The organism is Maribacter sp. ACAM166 (genome assembly GCF_005771495.1).
GTDB lineage: Bacteria > Bacteroidota > Bacteroidia > Flavobacteriales > Flavobacteriaceae > Maribacter.
The window spans coordinates 1-17,905 of record NZ_VAUW01000047.1; the positions used below are offsets into that span (position 1 = coordinate 1).

13 protein-coding genes are annotated in these 17,905 nt (G+C 34.0%); all 13 read left to right on the top strand.

Going from position 1 to position 17,905, the window contains the following annotated elements:
* A partial coding sequence (locus tag ES765_RS19140) for a transposase (RefSeq protein ID WP_138115059.1) occupies positions 1 to 323 on the top strand: 323 nt, incomplete at its 5' end.
* 258 nt (positions 324 to 581) lie between these two features.
* Entirely contained in the window at positions 582 to 692 is a 111-nt protein-coding gene (locus ES765_RS22135) for a glycoside hydrolase domain-containing protein (RefSeq protein WP_249356602.1), read from the top strand.
* A gap of 1,029 nt (positions 693 to 1,721) precedes the next feature.
* Entirely contained in the window at positions 1,722 to 2,798 is a 1,077-nt protein-coding gene (locus ES765_RS19155; protein WP_138115954.1) for a cellulase family glycosylhydrolase, read from the top strand.
* A 38-nt stretch (positions 2,799 to 2,836) separates the two neighbouring features.
* A complete protein-coding gene (locus ES765_RS19160) occupies positions 2,837 to 4,537 on the top strand; it encodes an arylsulfatase (protein WP_249356605.1) in 1,701 nt (566 codons plus the stop codon).
* Positions 4,538 to 4,567: 30 nt separating this feature from the next.
* A complete protein-coding gene (locus ES765_RS19165; protein ID WP_138115955.1) occupies positions 4,568 to 5,185 on the top strand; it encodes an RNA polymerase sigma-70 factor in 618 nt (205 codons plus the stop codon).
* A 233-nt stretch (positions 5,186 to 5,418) separates the two neighbouring features.
* Entirely contained in the window at positions 5,419 to 6,543 is a 1,125-nt protein-coding gene (locus ES765_RS19170) for a FecR family protein (protein ID WP_138115956.1), read from the top strand.
* 93 nt (positions 6,544 to 6,636) lie between these two features.
* The gene (locus ES765_RS19175; protein ID WP_138115957.1) at positions 6,637 to 10,041 is read left to right on the top strand and encodes a TonB-dependent receptor; all 3,405 of its coding nucleotides are present in this window, start codon (positions 6,637 to 6,639) and stop codon (positions 10,039 to 10,041) included.
* A gap of 19 nt (positions 10,042 to 10,060) precedes the next feature.
* Positions 10,061 to 11,533, top strand: coding sequence for a RagB/SusD family nutrient uptake outer membrane protein (locus tag ES765_RS19180; protein ID WP_138115958.1), 1,473 nt, complete (start codon positions 10,061 to 10,063; stop codon positions 11,531 to 11,533).
* An 11-nt stretch (positions 11,534 to 11,544) separates the two neighbouring features.
* The gene (locus tag ES765_RS19185) at positions 11,545 to 12,933 is read left to right on the top strand and encodes a sulfatase (RefSeq protein ID WP_138115959.1); all 1,389 of its coding nucleotides are present in this window, start codon (positions 11,545 to 11,547) and stop codon (positions 12,931 to 12,933) included.
* 312 nt (positions 12,934 to 13,245) lie between these two features.
* A complete protein-coding gene (locus tag ES765_RS19190) occupies positions 13,246 to 14,424 on the top strand; it encodes an aldose epimerase family protein (RefSeq protein ID WP_138115960.1) in 1,179 nt (392 codons plus the stop codon).
* Positions 14,425 to 14,444: 20 nt separating this feature from the next.
* Positions 14,445 to 15,428: a glycoside hydrolase family 43 protein gene (locus tag ES765_RS19195; RefSeq protein WP_138115961.1), complete on the top strand. Its 984-nt coding sequence runs from the start codon at positions 14,445 to 14,447 to the stop codon at positions 15,426 to 15,428.
* 10 nt (positions 15,429 to 15,438) lie between these two features.
* The gene (locus ES765_RS19200) at positions 15,439 to 16,578 is read left to right on the top strand and encodes a glycerate kinase (RefSeq protein ID WP_138115962.1); all 1,140 of its coding nucleotides are present in this window, start codon (positions 15,439 to 15,441) and stop codon (positions 16,576 to 16,578) included.
* A 44-nt stretch (positions 16,579 to 16,622) separates the two neighbouring features.
* Positions 16,623 to 17,882 (top strand): Tm-1-like ATP-binding domain-containing protein, encoded by a 1,260-nt coding sequence (locus tag ES765_RS19205; protein WP_138115963.1) that lies wholly within the window; start codon positions 16,623 to 16,625, stop codon positions 17,880 to 17,882.
* Positions 17,883 to 17,905 lie beyond the last annotated feature (23 nt).

Sequence of the window (17,905 nt, forward strand, 5' to 3'; positions counted from 1 at the left end):
ATATAAGTACAGATGCAAAAATAGTGACAGATAAATGGAGAGGATATTCACCACTAAAAAAGGACTATGATATCGAACAGAAATTCAGTAACAACGGTAAAAATTTCAAAGAACTGCACATAGTGATCATGCAATTAAAATCTTGGTTAAGAGCAATACCAACTCACGTAAGCAAATGGCACGTACAAGCTTACTTTGATGAATTTTGTTTTAGGATCAACCGCTCTCAATTCAAGCAAAGTATTTTTCATAAAACTATAGAAAGAATGGTCTTAGCGAAACCTATTTATCATAAAAACATAAAACAGATACTAGGCGTATAACTCAATATAATTAATCTCAGTCATTTAGCTCATATCTATGTTTAGAGTTAAATCTCTTTTTTTAGAAATATTTTTGGACATTGTTCTATCTGTAAATGCACAAGAAGTTTGGAATGGCAGGTATTGCCGAAGTCATGTTGTTTTAGTAAATCCATTAATCAGTATAGATTCTTTACACAGCTTATCCAATGGAAATGGGAACCCTGCTATAGCAATGTCATGAAAACTCAGTTTTGGGTACGTGAAATCTTGAAGTGAATGTACCTTCCTGCTCCTATTGGATATTGTGGAGATGAGGACAACGGGCAGACCTCCGCATGGTATGTTTTCTGTGAAGAGTTTTTTCCTGTTGCATCCGCAACAGATTAATATGTACTGGGTGCACTCTTGTTTAAAAAAGTTAAAATACAGTTAGAAAATGGAAACAGCATACAGGTCAGCGCTCTAAACAATGAAGGTGATGATTGCTACATAGGTTCATTGCAGTAAAATAATACTCCATACACAAAAAACTGGTTAAGTCATTCCGAATTAATGAAGGGTGAAATTTAAATTTTAAAATGGTCAAAATGATGATATGCCAATCATAGGAGTCCCACATCCTATATCCATGGGATTAGCAAAGCCTTCCGGTACTATTGTTAAAAACTAGCTTTGTTTATTTACATTTCATGAATGATTCTTTACTGTTAGAAAGATTTGCGATATTACAAATATGCACTACAAACAAATCAACTGGTTCTAGATTTTATCGGATAGAGTGCCATTAAGGTTGCATAATGCTGAAGCTACCTTAATTATAACTCTAAAATATTATAAAAACGGTAGTGGGTATTGTTCTCATAAATTTATGAAATCGTGTGCTACAATCTGTTTCAATATTTTGAATGAACTACCCCGAGGCAGAGCCATCGAGGTATCAAGCGGAAGAAAACTGGTTTTAGTTTTATGAAAACCTAAGGTTTTCAAACTTTCCACTCGACCCCGAGGTAGAACCTCGAGGAATTCTTTAGATAACCGTTGTTTTGTGTGAATTCGACAAGTGTATTTCTTTTTTCACCTTCTAATACTTCTCAAGAATTGATGTACGAAAGACTTTTTGATACCTAAAACATTTAAAATTTGTTCCAGTTCATCATATTTTGGGTCATAGTCATGATTTCTTAACGTTTTCTTAAAATTTGACCGATTTGGTTGAAAGATTGGAACTATATGGACGAACCTAAGCACCTTTTATTGCTTTATTTTGATATAGACAATTATATAAGTATAATTCTAACAAATAGTTATTATTAGCTATGAATTATTAAAATATGATGTGTAACTAATTAAAAAAGTAAACAATCCTTTAAACTGGTTTTCCATTCACTTAATAAATAAAATTATCAAAAAAATATCATGAAAAATTCAATGACAGTTATCTTTATGCTTTTTGCGCTTTATTTAGGTTCGGCACAAGAAGATATTTTACAAAAGAATAAATGGTCTATAGAAAAAGCGCAAAATTGGTATGCGCAACACGATTGGATGACAGGGGCAAACTTTAATCCAAGTACCGCTATTAATCAATTAGAGATGTGGCAAGAAGCTACTTTTGATGCAGAAACTATAGATAGAGAATTAGGATATGCGGAAGGTATTGGTTTTAACACCATGCGAGTATACTTGCACAGCCTTGCATATAAAGCAGACCCAAAGGGATTCAAAAAACGAATGGATACCTATTTAGGTTTCGCCGATAACCATGGTATAAAGACCATGTTCGTGATTTTTGATGACGTTTGGGGGAAATCACCTGAAATTGGTGCTCAGCCTGAACCTGTGACTGGCACTCATAATTCAGGATGGATGCAAGATCCCGGTGACCCTGCTTCCAAAGAGCAAACGAACTTTCCAGCGCTAGAAGTCTATGTAAAGGATATTTTGAAAACCTTTGGTGATGACAAACGCGTTCTTATGTGGGATCTTTATAATGAGCCTGGTAATACCGGTAAGCTTATTTCATCAATGCCACTTTTAAAAAGTGTTTTTATATGGGCTAGAGAAGTAAATCCAAGTCAACCATTAACCGCTGGTCTGTGGGCATGGGATTTTCAAGAACTAAATGCCTTTCAAGCTTTGAATTCGGATATTCTAACATATCATAATTACAATGATGAAAAGCATCATCAACATGTGATAAACCTTCTAAAATCTCATGGGAGGCCTATGATATGTACAGAGTATATGGCGCGTACGAACAATAGTAGATTTTCTAATATTCTTCCTATTTTAAAGAAAGAGAAAATTGGAGCTATTAATTGGGGGTTAGTTGATGGAAGGTCTAATACCAAATATGCTTGGGATACGCCAATTGAAGATGGCGGAGAACCAGATGAATGGTTTCATGAAGTTTTTAGAAAAGATGGTACGCCATATCGGCAGGATGAAGCCGATTTTATTAAAAAATTGAATGACGAGACAGACAAGAGGTAAAGTGACCTTATAAATCAATTAATCTAAATTTCTTAAGAATGATTAGAACAATGCTTAAATACACATTTTTAGTACTTTTTTTTGGTTTGTTTTGTATTGCTTGCAAACAAGAAAGTGTAACTTCTAATGTTAAAACAGAAAAAGGAGCTAAACCAAATATTATAGTTATTATGGCCGATGATCTAGGATTTTCTGATTTAGGTTGTTATGGTGGAGAAATTGAAACACCCAATTTAGACCGTTTAGCAATGAATGGGGTACGTTCTAATTCATTTTATAATACATCTCGTTGTTGCCCCACAAGAGCTTCATTTTTAACAGGGCTTTATCCTCACCAAGCAGGACTTGGAAGAATGACAATGGATGCAGGACTACCAGGTTATAGAGGAAGTTTACAAGAGAATACGGTAACTATTGCCGAAGTGCTTAAAGATGCAGGTTACCAAACAGGTATGACCGGAAAATGGCACGTTTCTGAAACAGTAGATTTAGGTGGGGAAAAACAGTTAAAATGGTTGGCACACCAAGAGAGTAATGGTGCATTTTCAGATGTTGCTTCGTATCCAACCTCTAGAGGTTTTGATAAATATTACGGAAATATATGGGGTGTAGTAGATTATTTTGATCCATTTAGCTTAGTCAACGGAACAAAGGAAGTAAAAGAGGTTCCTAAAGATTATTACCATACCAATGCAATTGGGGATACTGCTGTAGCATATGTAAATCAATTTTCTAAAAAGAAAGACCCTTTTTTTTTATATGTAGCTCATTGTGCTCCACATTGGCCATTACAAGCGCCAGAAGATGCCATTGAAAAATATTTGAAGGTATATGAAAAAGGATGGAAAAGTATTCGAAAAGAAAGATATGACCGCTTAATAGCTAAAGGCATTATCCCAGCAGAAACTAGCGAAATGCCAGAGTTTATGTTTCCAGAATTTGATTGGGAAAACAACCCTAATAAAGAATGGGATGCGCGTGCAATGGCAGTACATGCTGCTATGGTTGATTTATTAGATCAGTCTGTTGGTAAGTTATTAGATGCATTAGAAGAAACAGGTGAGATGGATAATACTATGATTTTGTTTCTTTCCGATAACGGAGCAAGCTCTGAAAGACCATCAAAATATGGGCCTGGCTTTGATAGAGCAGGAAATACAAGAGATGGTAAGGAAGTGAACTTCCCTGTTAATAAAGATAGCCTTCCAGGACCTCAAACAACATTATCAGGTATTGGTCCTCAATGGGCGCATACGGCTAATACACCTTTTAGATATTACAAAGCCAAAGTTTATGAAGGAGGTATAAATACACCATTTATAGCCTACTGGCCTAATGGTGGTTTAAAGAATGGTACTGTAATTTCGGCTCCGGCACATGTAAGTGACGTTATGGCGACTTGTATAGATGTGGCACAAGCGACATACCCTGAAGAATATAAGGGGAATAAAATAACACCAACACCTGGTAAAAGTATAATCCCAATATTAAGAGGAATAGAAACCAAAGGAACACAAGAAAATTTTTTCTGGGAGCATTTTGGATCTAATGCGATTAGAAATGGCGATTGGAAACTGGTGAAACTAGGTAATGATAGTCCTTGGGAACTGTATGACTTATCTAAAGACAGGACAGAAATACATAATGTAGCTAAAGAACACCCAGAAGTTGTAGAAAATCTAGAAAAGGAATGGTTGGTAGAGGCTAAAGCATATAATGCGATACCAGCTCCAAAATAATAAATAGATATATCAAGTAAATGTAAAATCATGAATACTAACCTAGAAATAAACCCTTTAGATAGGACTTTTATGATGCAAAAGAGTAGTGATAAAGAACTTTTAGTGCAAATGGCACTTGATAGTACATCTGCATTTGAAGCTATCTATAATCAGTACTCAGATGATATGCTTATTTATGCTATGAATATTTTCAGGAAAAAGGATGTCTGTGAAGATGTTGTTCAAAATGTGTTTATAGATTTTTGGTCTAGAAGAAAAGAATTAAAGATTAACAGTTTAAAGGCCTATTTATTTCAATCGGTCAAGTATCAAATTTTTAATCAAATTAGAAATCAAAAGTTATCTGATGAGGATTTTACGAGGTTAAAAATCATCGATCTTTCTATGAATGCTTGTCGAAAGTTAGAATTTGATGAGCTAGAACTACAGATTAATAATCAAGTACTAAAATTACCTGTTCGGTGTCAACAAATTTTTGTTTTAAGTAGGTACGAGCATAAATCTAATAAACAGATTGCAGAAGAATTAGGTATCTCTATCCAAGCGGTTAAAAATCAAATTTCTAAAGCCTTAAGGAGCATAAGGCAAAATGTAACCAAAGAAGAATGGGCCTTCTTTTTTATATGTTTATTCCATTTTCTATAGCTTAAAAGCTAACATTAATTCTGTATTATCTTTTCTCTTTTATATTTTTTGATATACTTGTTGTTTTGTAAAAACAACAAGTATATCTCCCTTATTATAGTGATTTAATAAAAATTATTCATAAAATTTATCTTCTTCATAAAAAAACAACGATTTAGACGTGTACCATTTGATTGTTTTGGGTACTTATAATAAAGGCCTTGTTATTTTAACCTAAAGAAATAAAAAAATAGATGAATAAGAAAAAGGCAAAAAAGCTTTTTGACAAATATGTGAATAAGCAATGTACGCCTGAAGAGGTGAAATTGTTAGATGCATATTTAGAATCCTATCAGAATAGAGAAAATATATGGTCAAAACAAGGTTATCTTAACGAAGATAAAGAACGAGTTTGGTCTCAGATTTTAGATAACATTGCACCAGCTAATACCAATAAAAGTTCACGCTTAGATATTAAAAGATGCTTAAAATATGCAGCTATTTTTATAATAGCACTGTTTGGATTAGCATTTTATTTCTCAAATCAACCGATTCAAGAAACACATAAAATAGCAGTAGATGATGCTAGTATTATTCTTAAAACAGCTAATAATATACTTACATCTATAAATGTTGAAGAAGAGAAAGAATTTCTGGATAAAACAGGAACTGTAGTTGGAAAGCAAAATAATGGACTTTTAAAATATACCACCAACTCAGCACTTAAGGAAGAAATATATAATGAAATCATTGTACCTAATGGTAAAACATTTAAGCTCGTTCTTTCAGATGGAAGTAAGGTTCACTTAAATGCTGGTTCTTCACTAAGGTTTCCTATAAATTTTATAGAGAATAATAATAGGCAAGTATTTCTTAAAGGAGAAGCTTTTTTTGATGTTACTAAAAATGAGGAGAGTCCTTTTCTTGTTAATGCAGAAGGTATTAATGTAGAAGTATTAGGAACCCAGTTTAGTGTCAATGCTTATATCGGAATTGAACCATATACAGTCTTGCAAAAAGGTAGTGTTGCGGTTTCTAATACATCTAATAGTGCCACAAATAAAATAGTAATAAAGCCAGGGCAAATGGCAGTTTCTAATGCTGATAATATAGCTATAACCGCAGTAGATATAGATGATTATCTAGGTTGGGTAAATGGAGTACTTATTTTTAATAATGAAACGTTTGTAAACATTATCAACAAAATTGAACGACAGTATGGGGTGCATATTACGAATAATTATTTGGCACTTAATCCGATAAAATTTAATGGGACTTTTAAAGATGAATCTATAGTAGACCTACTAGATACATTTAAAGAAAGTGTAGGGTTTGATTATAAAATCACAAATAATGAAATAATAATAATACAAAAGTAAATTAATAAATAAAAGTCGAGAAACGCTGCTACGTTTCTCGACGAAACTGATTTCAATCGCTTATAGAATAACTAATCAAAATCATTTAAAATTATGAAAAAAAAATACTGGTTTTCACTATTTAAAGGAACCATTTTAAAAAAGAACAGAGCAATGAAACTCACATTTATATTGTTTATAGTGGCATTATTGAATGTACAGGCAAACTCATATTCTCAGAATAAAAAGTTGTCCATAAATGTTAATAATGAAACTGTAAAAACAGTATTAGATAAAATAGAGGCACAAAGTAGGTTTAATTTTTTTTATAAGACAGATAAAGTTGATGTAAAACGAAAAGTATCACTTAATGTTGACAAGGTTAGTATTAGAGACATACTAAATAGCATATTTAAAAATCAAAATGTGTCTTTTAGCTTAGTAAAAAAGCAAATAGTACTAAGACATAATGTAAAATTGAATGAGGCTAATCTTTTAGAAGGCACTACTGAAGTTTTACAAAATGAAATTAAAGGTACTGTTGTTGATAGTAACGGAGAGCCATTACCAGGTGCCAATATTGTTGAGAAAGGCACTCTTAATGGGGTAACGGTAGATTTTGATGGTAATTTCTCTTTAAAAATAGCTGATGAGAATGCTGTGTTATTGATTACTTATATTGGGTATTCAACAGTAGAAATACCAGTAAATGGGCAAACGACCATAAATATTGTTTTAAAAGAAAGTGCTGCAGGGTTAGATGAGGTAGTCGTGATTGGGTATGGAAGTGTAAAGAAAAGTGATTTGACAGGTGCTGTGGCATCTGTTAAATTAGATGAACTAAGTAGAGGGGTTACTACATCTGTAGATCAAATGCTTAATGGAGTTACTGGTGCAAACGTTGTACAAAATAATGGAGCTCCAGGTGCTGGTTTCTCTATTAATGTACGAGGGGCTAGTTCTGTAAGTGCAGGAAATGAACCTCTTTATGTAATAGATGGTTTTCCAGTTAATAATAGTCCCGCAATTGGTAGTGGATCAATTACAGGATTTTCTGCAAGTAGAAGTCCCACCAACCCTATGTCATCCATTAATCCTCAAGATATAGAATCAATTGAAATATTAAAAGATGCATCCGCGGCTGCAATATATGGATCTAGAGGAGCTAATGGTGTGGTACTAATTACCACTAAAAAAGGCAAAAAAGGGAGTTTAAAAACAGATTATCAATATTCTGTAGGAATACAGAAGATATTTAATTCTTTGGATTTACTATCTGCTGTAGATTATAAAAGAGTTCTTAATGAAATTATTGAAGATGGTGGTGGTTCTAATGGAGATATTGTTGAAGATATTGCTAATAACGGGAATGGCATTAATTGGCAAGATCAAATAGGCAATAGTAGTGCTGTAACTCAAAATCACCAATTATCTTTCTCTGGAGGGTCAGATATAACCAATTATTTTGTTTCCTTAAACTCAGTAAATCAGGAAGGAATTGTTAAAGCTTCGGACTTTAAAAGATATTCGCTTCGTCTTAATTTAGAATCTCAACTTTCTGATAAATTTAAATTGGGTGTTAACGCAACAACAAGTTATAGCGAAAGCACATTTATACCCAATGGTTTTGGAACTAATGAATCTTCTGGAGTGGTTTATTCAGCAATTAACTTTGATCCTACATTGGGAATTAAAGGTGAGAATGGCGATTTTATAATTAGTCCATTACTTTCCATAGATAATCCATTGGCATTAATTAAAGGAACTTCTTCGGCATCTAGAACAAGTAGAATATTAACCTCTGTATATGGGGAGTATGAGTTTGTTCCAGATCTAAAAGGAAAAATATCCGTAGGAGGAGATATTGTGAATGAAAAGAGAGAAAATTATATAAGTAGGGTTACTAAGAACGGGTTTAATACAGGTGGCACGGCTTCCAATCAACAAGGTGAGCTAAGCAGTTATATTGTTGAAGGGACTCTTAATTACTCTAAAACTTTTGGGGCACATACTATTAATGCATTGGGAGGACTTTCTTTTCAAAAATTTTCGTCCAGTAGAATAAATATTGGTGCGAATAATTTTCCTAGCGATGCTCTTAATGCGAATAATCTTTCATTAGGAAGTCAAGAAACATTTAATATTTCTAACCCAACCACTGGAAACAGTTTGGCATCTGTTATTGGAAGATTGGATTATGCATTATTAAATAAATACTCTACAACTTTAACGGTGAGAAGAGATGGTTCATCTAGGTTTGGAGAAAATAGTAGGTACGGTGTTTTTCCATCAGCAGCATTGGCATGGAAAATATCCGAAGAAAATTTTCTTAAAGATTCTAAGGGGATTAATTTTTTGAAATTAAGGGCTAGTTGGGGCCTTACAGGAAATCAAGAAATAGGAAATTTCGCATACCAAACTACATATAGTGGAGCTAATCCCGCTATTTGGGATGGCAATCCTACTACCTCTACTGCGCCTACACGATTACCAAACCCAGATTTAAAATGGGAGCAGACCGAGCAATTGAATTTTGGACTTGATTTTGGTTTCTTAGGTAATAGAATAAATGGAAATCTGGATTATTTTACAAAAACAACTACAGATATGTTGTTACAACTCCCAGTTCCACAATCTTCGGGTTTTAATACGGTACTTACCAACATTGGAGAAATAGATAATTCTGGTTTTGAATTGTCCATTAACTCAAAGAATATAGTTACTTCAGATTTTAAATGGGATATGAGTATATCATTAACTACCTTAAAAAATGAAGTTATAGACTTAGGCGGCATACCTGAGATAAACTCTGGAGGTGGTTTCTTACATGTTGACCAAGTAGGGGTTATTAGACCAGGTGCCCCTTTAAATTCTTTCTATGGTTGGGAAGTTGATGGTATTTGGCAAGAAGGAGATGATCTTTCTGTAACCAATGAAAATGTTTCTCCGGGTAATATAAAATATGTAGATCAGGATGGTGATGGATTTGTAAATGGGGATGATAGGGTTATATTGGGTAATTCTTTTCCAGATTTTCAATGGTCTTTAGGCAATACGTTTACATATAAAAATTTTGATTTATTCATTTTTTTTGATGGGGTAGAAGGTGCGGAAATGCTAAATGGAAACTTAATTGAAAGTTACTTTCCAATCAATTTTAGAAGAAATAAGTTTGCAGAACCTTATTTGAATAGGTGGACTCCAGAAAATCCAAGTAATATATATCCTTCATTTGTAACTCCTTTATCACAGGGAAGAAAGACGGTAAATTCTATTACTGTTCAGGATGCTTCTTATTTAAGGTTAAAAAATGTAAGGTTAAGTTATAGTTTTTCTAAAATGATTCGGGGTATTCAATCTGCTAAGATTTTTATAGCTGCTGAAAATCTTTTCCTGAAAACAGAATACGATGGTTTTGATCCATCTATAAATCCCAATAATAACGCAAGTTTAAGGGTTGATTTAAATTCATATCCAACGGCAAGGACCTATATGTTAGGTTTTGTAGTATCACTTTAAATTTCAAAAAAATAAGATTATGAAATCAATAAAAAATATAATAGTTATAGCTTGTTCAATATTTGGAATATTGGCTATTGGAAGTTGTGAAGATATACTTGAAGAAGAAAACAAATCTCAACTAGCTGCTGAAAATTTACTGACTTCAAAAATTGGGATTGAAACAGTAATAGCTGGCTCATATTCTAAAATAAATCATGTTTTAGGCTCAAGAGATGTTGTTAAAAGAGAGGAAATGACATCAGATATTATGTGGCAAACTGGAGGAGGTGAAAATGGAACTGCTGTAAGTTTAATTGGCTTTTTTTGGGACTCTAATAATTGGTTGGAAGCTTTTGATTGGGGCCGATATTGGAATGCCATTAGAGACGCTAATACAGTTCTAGATAATATAGATGGTTTGGCAGATGTTTCTGAGCAAGAGAAAGTGGAGTTGATAGCAGAAGCCAGATTCTTACGCATATGGGCATACTATATATTATGGAACCAATATGGTGCGATGCCGATAAGAACCAGTTTAACTGATCCAGCTCAAAAAGCAAGAGCAACAGATGATGAGTTTTCTACATTTATGGAAACGGAGCTTTTATCTATTATTACAGATTTACCTAATCCAGGTGAAGAGCCTAATTATGGCCGAGTACACAGTGATGGGGCTAGAGCCTTGTTATGTAAATGGTATTTAAACAATAAGGATTGGAAAAAAAGTGCAGATATGGCTCAGGAAATAATTGACCGGAATTATTTTGAGTTGTTTCCTTCTGCTTTCGAATTATTCTCTTTAGAAAATGAAAGAAATAATGAGTTTATACTTGTCCATACTGGATTGGCAAATGAAAGTAACTCTGTGACATTTGTAGCCACAGCATTGCCACCAGGTTTTTCAATAGGTCTAGATGGCGGTCTTAATGGAGTAGTTAATGAAACATGGTCAAACTTTGCTTCTCAATATAGGTTTTATGATGAGTTTTATAACTCATTTGAAATAGGAGATACTCGTAGAAATAGAATTTTGACGAGATATATAAATTCAAATAGTGAAGAAATAAATCTATTAGATACCCCAGATAATACTAGAGGAATGAAATTTGAGCCTGATCCTGATACACAAGGAAGCAGTCATGGAAATGATTTTCCTTCAATAAGGTATGCCGACATACTTTTATCTAAGTCAGAATCTTTAAACGAATTAAATGGTCCTAACCAAGAGTCTGTTGACTTAGTAAATTTAATTAGAAATAGAGCAGAATTAGCAGATGTGTTACTTGGTGATTTTCCAGATAAAGAATCATTCAGAGTTCATATTTTAGATGAGAGACGTTGGGAGTTTTGGTATGAAGGAAAAAGAAGAAGGGATCTTTTAAGGATGGATAAATACTTGGAATCTGCGAGCAGTAGGGGGATTAATGTTGAGGAAAAACATAAATTATTTCCGATACCTCAAGTAGAGATTGATGCTAATCAATTAATGGTTCAAAATCCAGGATACTAAATACAGAATATATGAAAAAGCTTGTTGGGAATATATTGATAGTTGGTCTAATTTTTCTTGTTGCATGTGAAGAAAATGAGCAAGTAATTGATACCGATAAACCAAATATCATAATTATTTATACAGATGATATGGGAATTGGAGATTTATCTTGTTATAATGGGGGCTGGGTCACCACCCCTAATATCGATAGACTTGCATCCGAAGGACTGAAATTTAATAATTATTATACGGCATCTCCCGTTTGTTCACCTTCTAGAGCTGCATTAACAACAGGAATGTTTCCAACGGAATTGGGAATTAACACCTATTTGTCGCATAGAAAGATGAATGCTGAATGTGAGCAATTCGATTTTTTAGACACAAAATCACCTTCTATGGCTAGAGTTCTAAAAGGTGTTGGGTACAAAACCAGTCATATCGGCAAATGGCATATGGGCGGCGGTAGAGATGTAGATGATGCGCCTTCTATTACAGAATATGGTTTTGATGAATATGTAACCACATACGAAGGGCCAGACCCAGACCCTTTAATAACAGGTTCTGATTGGATATGGAGTGAAAAAGACAGTATTAAACGTTGGGAAAGAACAGGTTATTTTGTAGATAAAACCCTTGATTTTTTATCTAGAAATAAAAATGCACCATGTTTTGTTAACTTTTGGCCTGATGATATGCACGACCCCTGGATACCGAGTGAAGAATTTTATGGAAAAAATAAAACATGGACAAGCAAAGAGAATTTTATTCTAGTTTTAAAGGAGTATGACAGACAAATTGGTCGCCTCTTAGACGGTATAGAAGAACTGGGAATCACAGATAATACGCTTATCATTTTTACTAGTGATAATGGTCCTGCTCCATCATACGATCAAATTAGAACGAACAGCAAAAGAGGGGTCAAGAATAGCTTATACGAAGGTGGTATTAGAATGCCATTTATTGTTAAGTGGCCCAAAAGGATTATAGCAGGAGAAACTGATAATGAAAGTGTAATATGCGCAATAGATTTACTACCGTCTTTAGTGAAAATTACGGGAGCAGAACTACCTAAAGAAGTTCACTTTGCCGGCGAAGATATGAGCAGTTCTTTGTTGGGTGTTTCTACCCAAAAAAGAGAAAAAGACCTCATGTGGGACTTTGGTAGAAATCAATATTTCAATTCTCCTAAAAATAAACACAACCGTAGTCCCCATCTAGCAATACGAAGAGAAGGTTGGAAGTTGCTTGTGAATTCTGACAGTACCAAAGTAACCTTGTATGATATTAACAAAGATCCAAATGAGACTACTAATGTTGCTTCAAAAAATCCTGAGTTAGTAGTAGAGCTGAGTAATAAAGTAATTAAATGGTTTAATGAGAAGAAAAAAGTAAGAGTAAATAAGCCAATTAAAGGATAGCAATATTAAGGCATTTGTTAGTTTAGTTTTTAAAGGGAGCTAAGAACATTTTAGTTCCCTTTATTTTATGAAAATTCTAATTTAGCTAAATGCTTTATAGGTTTATTCTTTTTAAAAGTTCAGTTTTTAGTTTCCCAATTACAGTCTTTTTGAGTTTTCGTGATCTAAAGAGTATAAATCCCATATTCGAATCATTTGTGCTACAAAATGAGACATATTGAATAGCGGCTTTAGGGTAAAATTCTTTTATTTGGAGCTAGGTAACTACTTAATAAAACCGCAAGTATTTTTAATAACTCAAATATAGCAAAGATGAAAATAAACATACATACTCTTATAGGTGTTTCCGTGATTCTATTGTTAATATCTTGCAAACAGAGTAAAAAAAATAATGATTTAATAAACAAAGAAAAGAGTACAGAAGTACGTTTTGATAAAGCCTTAGGTGCAGCTAAATTTAATTCGGTAATCGATGGTGAAGAAGCCAAACTATATTGGATAAAAAACAAGGATATAGTGGTGGCCTTTACAAATTATGGAGCAAGAATTGTTGGTCTTTGGGTTCCTGATAAAAATGGAAATATGACCGATGTTGTTGTTGGGTTTGACACTGCAGAAGGCTTTAAAAATTCTACCGAACCCTATTTTGGAGCAGCTATTGGTAGAGTTGGAAATCGCATAGCAAAAGGAAAATTCAAATTAGAAGGTGAGACCTATACTATTTCTATTAATAACGGAGAAAACTCATTACATGGAGGATTTAAAGGCTTTCAAGATGTAATCTGGAATGTTGAACAACCCAATAGGAATACACTGGCATTTAGGTATATATCTCCTGATATGGAAGAAGGTTTTCCAGGTGCTTTAACAACTAAGGTTACTTATTCTGTAACGCCTAATCAAGAAATTGTAATGGAGTATGACGCTTCAACAGATAAAACTACTGTGGTGAATTTAACTAATCATGCTTTTTTTAATTTGAATGGTGAACTCGGTGGTACCATATTAAACCATGACGTTCAAATTTATGCCAATGAATATACGCCTGTTGATGCCGGACTTATTCCCACAGGAAAATTAGAAGCTGTAGAGGGTACTCCTTTTGATTTTACTACATCTCATAAAATTGGTGAACAAATTGGCGCAAAGAATATACAGCTTGAGTATGGTGGGGGTTATGATCATAATTTTGTATTGAATGGTACACAGAAGAGTGGTATGAACCACGTTGCAACAATTATTGGAGATAAATCTGGTATTGTAATGGATGTAGTTTCAGAAGAACCTGGAGTTCAGTTTTATAGTGGTAATTTTATGGAAGGTGAAAATACTTTTAAGTCTGGAGCAAAAGATGAATATAGAACAGCATTTGCTTTAGAGACACAACATTTTCCAGATGCGCCTAACCAATCAAATTTTCCTTCAATAGAATTAAAGCCAGGAGAGATGTATCATACCATATCCAAATATAAATTTTCAATTAGTCAATAACTTTCGACTGTTTTAGATAAATGAAAAAAATAGTAAGATTGATATTAGTATTGTTTTTTGTTGGAAAGTTAGGTTTTACCCAAGAATCAATTTGCGACGATACATCGAATCCATTTTTGGCTGACCCTACCATTTTTCTGTCTAATGGCACTTATTATCTTTATGGTACAACAGGTGATCCTACAAAAGGCAAAGATCAAGGGTTTTCGGTATATACCTCTAGAGACTTAAAAAAATGGAAAGGCCCAAAAGGAGCTAATAAAGGTCTTGCGCTTAAAAAAGGAGATGCTTTTGGTGATACTGGATTTTGGGCTCCACAAGTGTTTGAATATCAAGATAAATTCTATATGGCCTACACTGCCAATGAGCATATTGCCATAGCAACATCAGAGAGTCCGTTAGGGCCATTTAAAAATTCAGCTAAATCTTGCTTAGAGGAACTAGAGAGGCAAATTGATCCTTTTGTGTTTTTTGACACAGACGGAAAGAAATACCTGTACCATGTTCGCCTAACCGAGGGTAATCGAATTTTTATTGCCGAGCTAGAAGATGATTTATTCGCAATAAAACCAGAAACATTAACTGAATGTTTATTCGCTGAAGAAATTTGGGAAAATACTCAAAATGTTGAGTGGCCCATAAGTGAAGGCCCAACGGTTTTAAAACATGGGGAAGTGTATTATATGATTTATTCAGCAAATGATTTCAGAAACCCCGATTATGCCGTTGGTTTTGCGACAAGCAAGAGTCCTTTAGGACCTTGGATAAAATCAAATGAAAGTCCGATAGTTCATAAGGATATGCTGGGAATTAATGGAACCGGTCATGGAGATTTGTTCATTGATAAAAAGGGAAAGATGCAGTATGTGATGCATACCCATTTTAATAACTCTCAAGTATTCCCTAGAAGAACGGCAATCGTAAAAATGGATTTTAGTAAAAGTAGAAATGAATCGAATCTCATAAAAATAGAAAAGGAATCATTTAGATTTTTAAAGAATTAAATAAAGTTAAATGAATATTGTAGTCGCACCAGATTCTTTTAAAGAATGTCTTTCGTCCAAAAAGGTAGCCAAAGCTATTTCGAAGGGAATACTAAATGTTATGCCCATTGCTAAGATATTCGAAATTCCAATCTCTGATGGAGGCGAGGGACTTTTAGAGGCTATATTGCCTAATGCTGAGGGAAGATTAGTGTCTATCGAAGTTTTGAATCCTCTATCTAAGCCAATAAAGGCTACATACGGTATTTTAAAAGACAACAAAACTGCAATTATAGAAATGGCGAAAGCCTCAGGTCTAGAATTAATTACAGAGCATGAAAAAAATCCATTAGTAACTTCTACGTATGGCACTGGACAGTTAATAAAAGATGCTTTAGAAAAAGGATGTACTACGCTAATTATTGGAATAGGCGGTAGCGCTACAAATGACGGTGGAGTAGGACTTGTTAAAGCCTTAGGTGGAAAATTTTTGAATGCAAATGGTATAGGAATAAACGAAGGTGGTGGTAACCTTAACCAATTATCAAGTATTGATATTTCAAACCTTGATAAAAGAATTACCAACTGTAAAATACTGGTTGCATGCGATGTTTCTAATCCTTTGATCGGCACAGATGGTGCTTCTTGGGTATACGGTAAACAAAAAGGTGGGTCAGATTCAGATTTAGAATTTTTGGACTATAACCTAAAACATTACGCTGCCATCATAGAACGTGATTTAGGAATAGATATATCAAAAGTTCCTGGTTCTGGTGCTGCTGGAGGAACGGGAGCCGCATTATTGGCTTTTTTAAAAGGAGATTTGGTAAATGGGATAGAGCTAATACTCGATACTATTGGCATGAAGGAATATATAAAAAAAGCAGATTTAGTATTTACTGGTGAGGGTAAGATAGATGAGCAAACTTTAAATGGAAAAACGATAGCCGGCATTGCTAAAATGGCCAAGCAATATAATGTACCAGTTATCGTACTTACTGGTAAAATTGGCGAAAGAATAGAAGGTCTGTATAAAGTTGGTGTTTGTGCTATTTACGCTATAGCAAATCAGCCTATGAGCTTGAGTAATGCCATAAAAAATGCACCAGTACTTCTTCAAGAATGTACATCAAATATTATGAGAACAATACAAACATTTAGAATTACTTAAGAAACAGTTAAACATATTTTCAGCTTTTGAAAAATAAAAATAAAATGAAAGTACTATCAGATAAACATAAAACAAAGAATCATACGGTAGTTATGGTGGGCTGTTTCGATACCAAAGGTGCAGACTTTGAGTATTTGTATACCTGTTTAGTTAGCAAGGGTGTTGAGGTAATAACTATAAATACTGGAGTATTGGGAACAACCAACCTTTTTCCTGTGAATTTTAGTGCCGAAAAGGTTGCAATAAATGCGGGTGCTGAACTTTCAAAGATACGTGAATGCAATGACCGTGGGTCGGCATTGGATTTAATGGGCAAAGGAGTAGAGAAAATTGTCACCGATTTAGTAGGTGAAGGAAAGGTAAGTGGCATTATAGGAATGGGTGGTGGTGGTGGAACTTTTGTGACGCTAAAAGCTATGAAAGCGGTTCCATTTGGCATTCCTAAAATTTGTATAAGCACATTGGCCACTAAAGATTTATCTAAAAAAGTTGGAGATAAAGACGTCGTTCTAATACCCTCTATTGTAGATGTAGCGGGGTTAAATAATATAAGCAGGGTTATAATTAGTCAGGCTGCAGGTGCCCTATGTGGTATGATGGAAACAACCATTCAAAAAGATGAAAATAATAAGGGAAGTATTGCTATTAGTGTTTTTGGAAATACTGCAATTGCAGCTGACACATGTACAGAAGTATTAAAATCAAAAGGATATGATGTGCTTGCTTTTCATGCTGTGGGTACTGGTGGGGCATCAATGGAAGCATTGACCTTAGATGGAGTTTTTGATGCTGTTCTTGATTTAACTACAACAGAATTAGCAGATGAACTTTGTGGTGGAATTTGTAGTTCTGGTCCTGACCGTTTAACTGCTGCCGGGCAATTGGGAATTCCTCAAGTGGTGGTGCCAGGTTGTATGGATATGGTCAATTTTGGGGCTTTATCAACGGTGCCAAAAAAATATAAGAATAGACAATTATTTAGCTGGGCTCCTGATGTAACGCTAATGCGTACCAATGTTGAAGAAAATGAAGTTTTAGGAAAGCAAATAGCAGATAAAATCAATACTTCTAAAGGAGCTGTAACTATTGTATTCCCTCTTGGCGGATTATCAAAAGTAGGGGGAGAAGGAGAAGTTTTTCATGACCCTAAAATAGATGAAGTTTTATTCGAATCGATACGGAAAAATTTAAACAAGTCTGTAAAAATAGTTGAGGTCAACGCAAATATCAACACCACTTTTTTTGCAGAATATGCGGTAAAGGAATTGTTAGAATTAGTTAATACGAGTAGAGAGAATAAATAACTAAGAACCAAATAAAAGTATTT

Bases quoted from the DNA above. Each gene is read 5' to 3' on its own strand.
- ES765_RS22135 (WP_249356602.1), top strand. From the start codon at position 582: ATGTACCTTCCTGCTCCTATTGGATATTGTGGAGATGAGGACAACGGG.
- ES765_RS19165 (WP_138115955.1), top strand. From the start codon at position 4,568: ATGAATACTAACCTAGAAATAAACCCTTTAGATAGGACTTTTATGATG.
- ES765_RS19175 (WP_138115957.1), top strand. From the start codon at position 6,637: ATGAAAAAAAAATACTGGTTTTCACTATTTAAAGGAACCATTTTAAAA.
- ES765_RS19205 (WP_138115963.1), top strand. From the start codon at position 16,623: ATGAAAGTACTATCAGATAAACATAAAACAAAGAATCATACGGTAGTT.
- ES765_RS19185 (WP_138115959.1), top strand. From the start codon at position 11,545: ATGAAAAAGCTTGTTGGGAATATATTGATAGTTGGTCTAATTTTTCTT.
- ES765_RS19155 (WP_138115954.1), top strand. From the start codon at position 1,722: ATGAAAAATTCAATGACAGTTATCTTTATGCTTTTTGCGCTTTATTTA.
- ES765_RS19190 (WP_138115960.1), top strand. From the start codon at position 13,246: ATGAAAATAAACATACATACTCTTATAGGTGTTTCCGTGATTCTATTG.
- ES765_RS19200 (WP_138115962.1), top strand. From the start codon at position 15,439: ATGAATATTGTAGTCGCACCAGATTCTTTTAAAGAATGTCTTTCGTCC.
- ES765_RS19195 (WP_138115961.1), top strand. From the start codon at position 14,445: ATGAAAAAAATAGTAAGATTGATATTAGTATTGTTTTTTGTTGGAAAG.
- ES765_RS19180 (WP_138115958.1), top strand. From the start codon at position 10,061: ATGAAATCAATAAAAAATATAATAGTTATAGCTTGTTCAATATTTGGA.
- ES765_RS19170 (WP_138115956.1), top strand. From the start codon at position 5,419: ATGAATAAGAAAAAGGCAAAAAAGCTTTTTGACAAATATGTGAATAAG.
- ES765_RS19160 (WP_249356605.1), top strand. From the start codon at position 2,837: ATGATTAGAACAATGCTTAAATACACATTTTTAGTACTTTTTTTTGGT.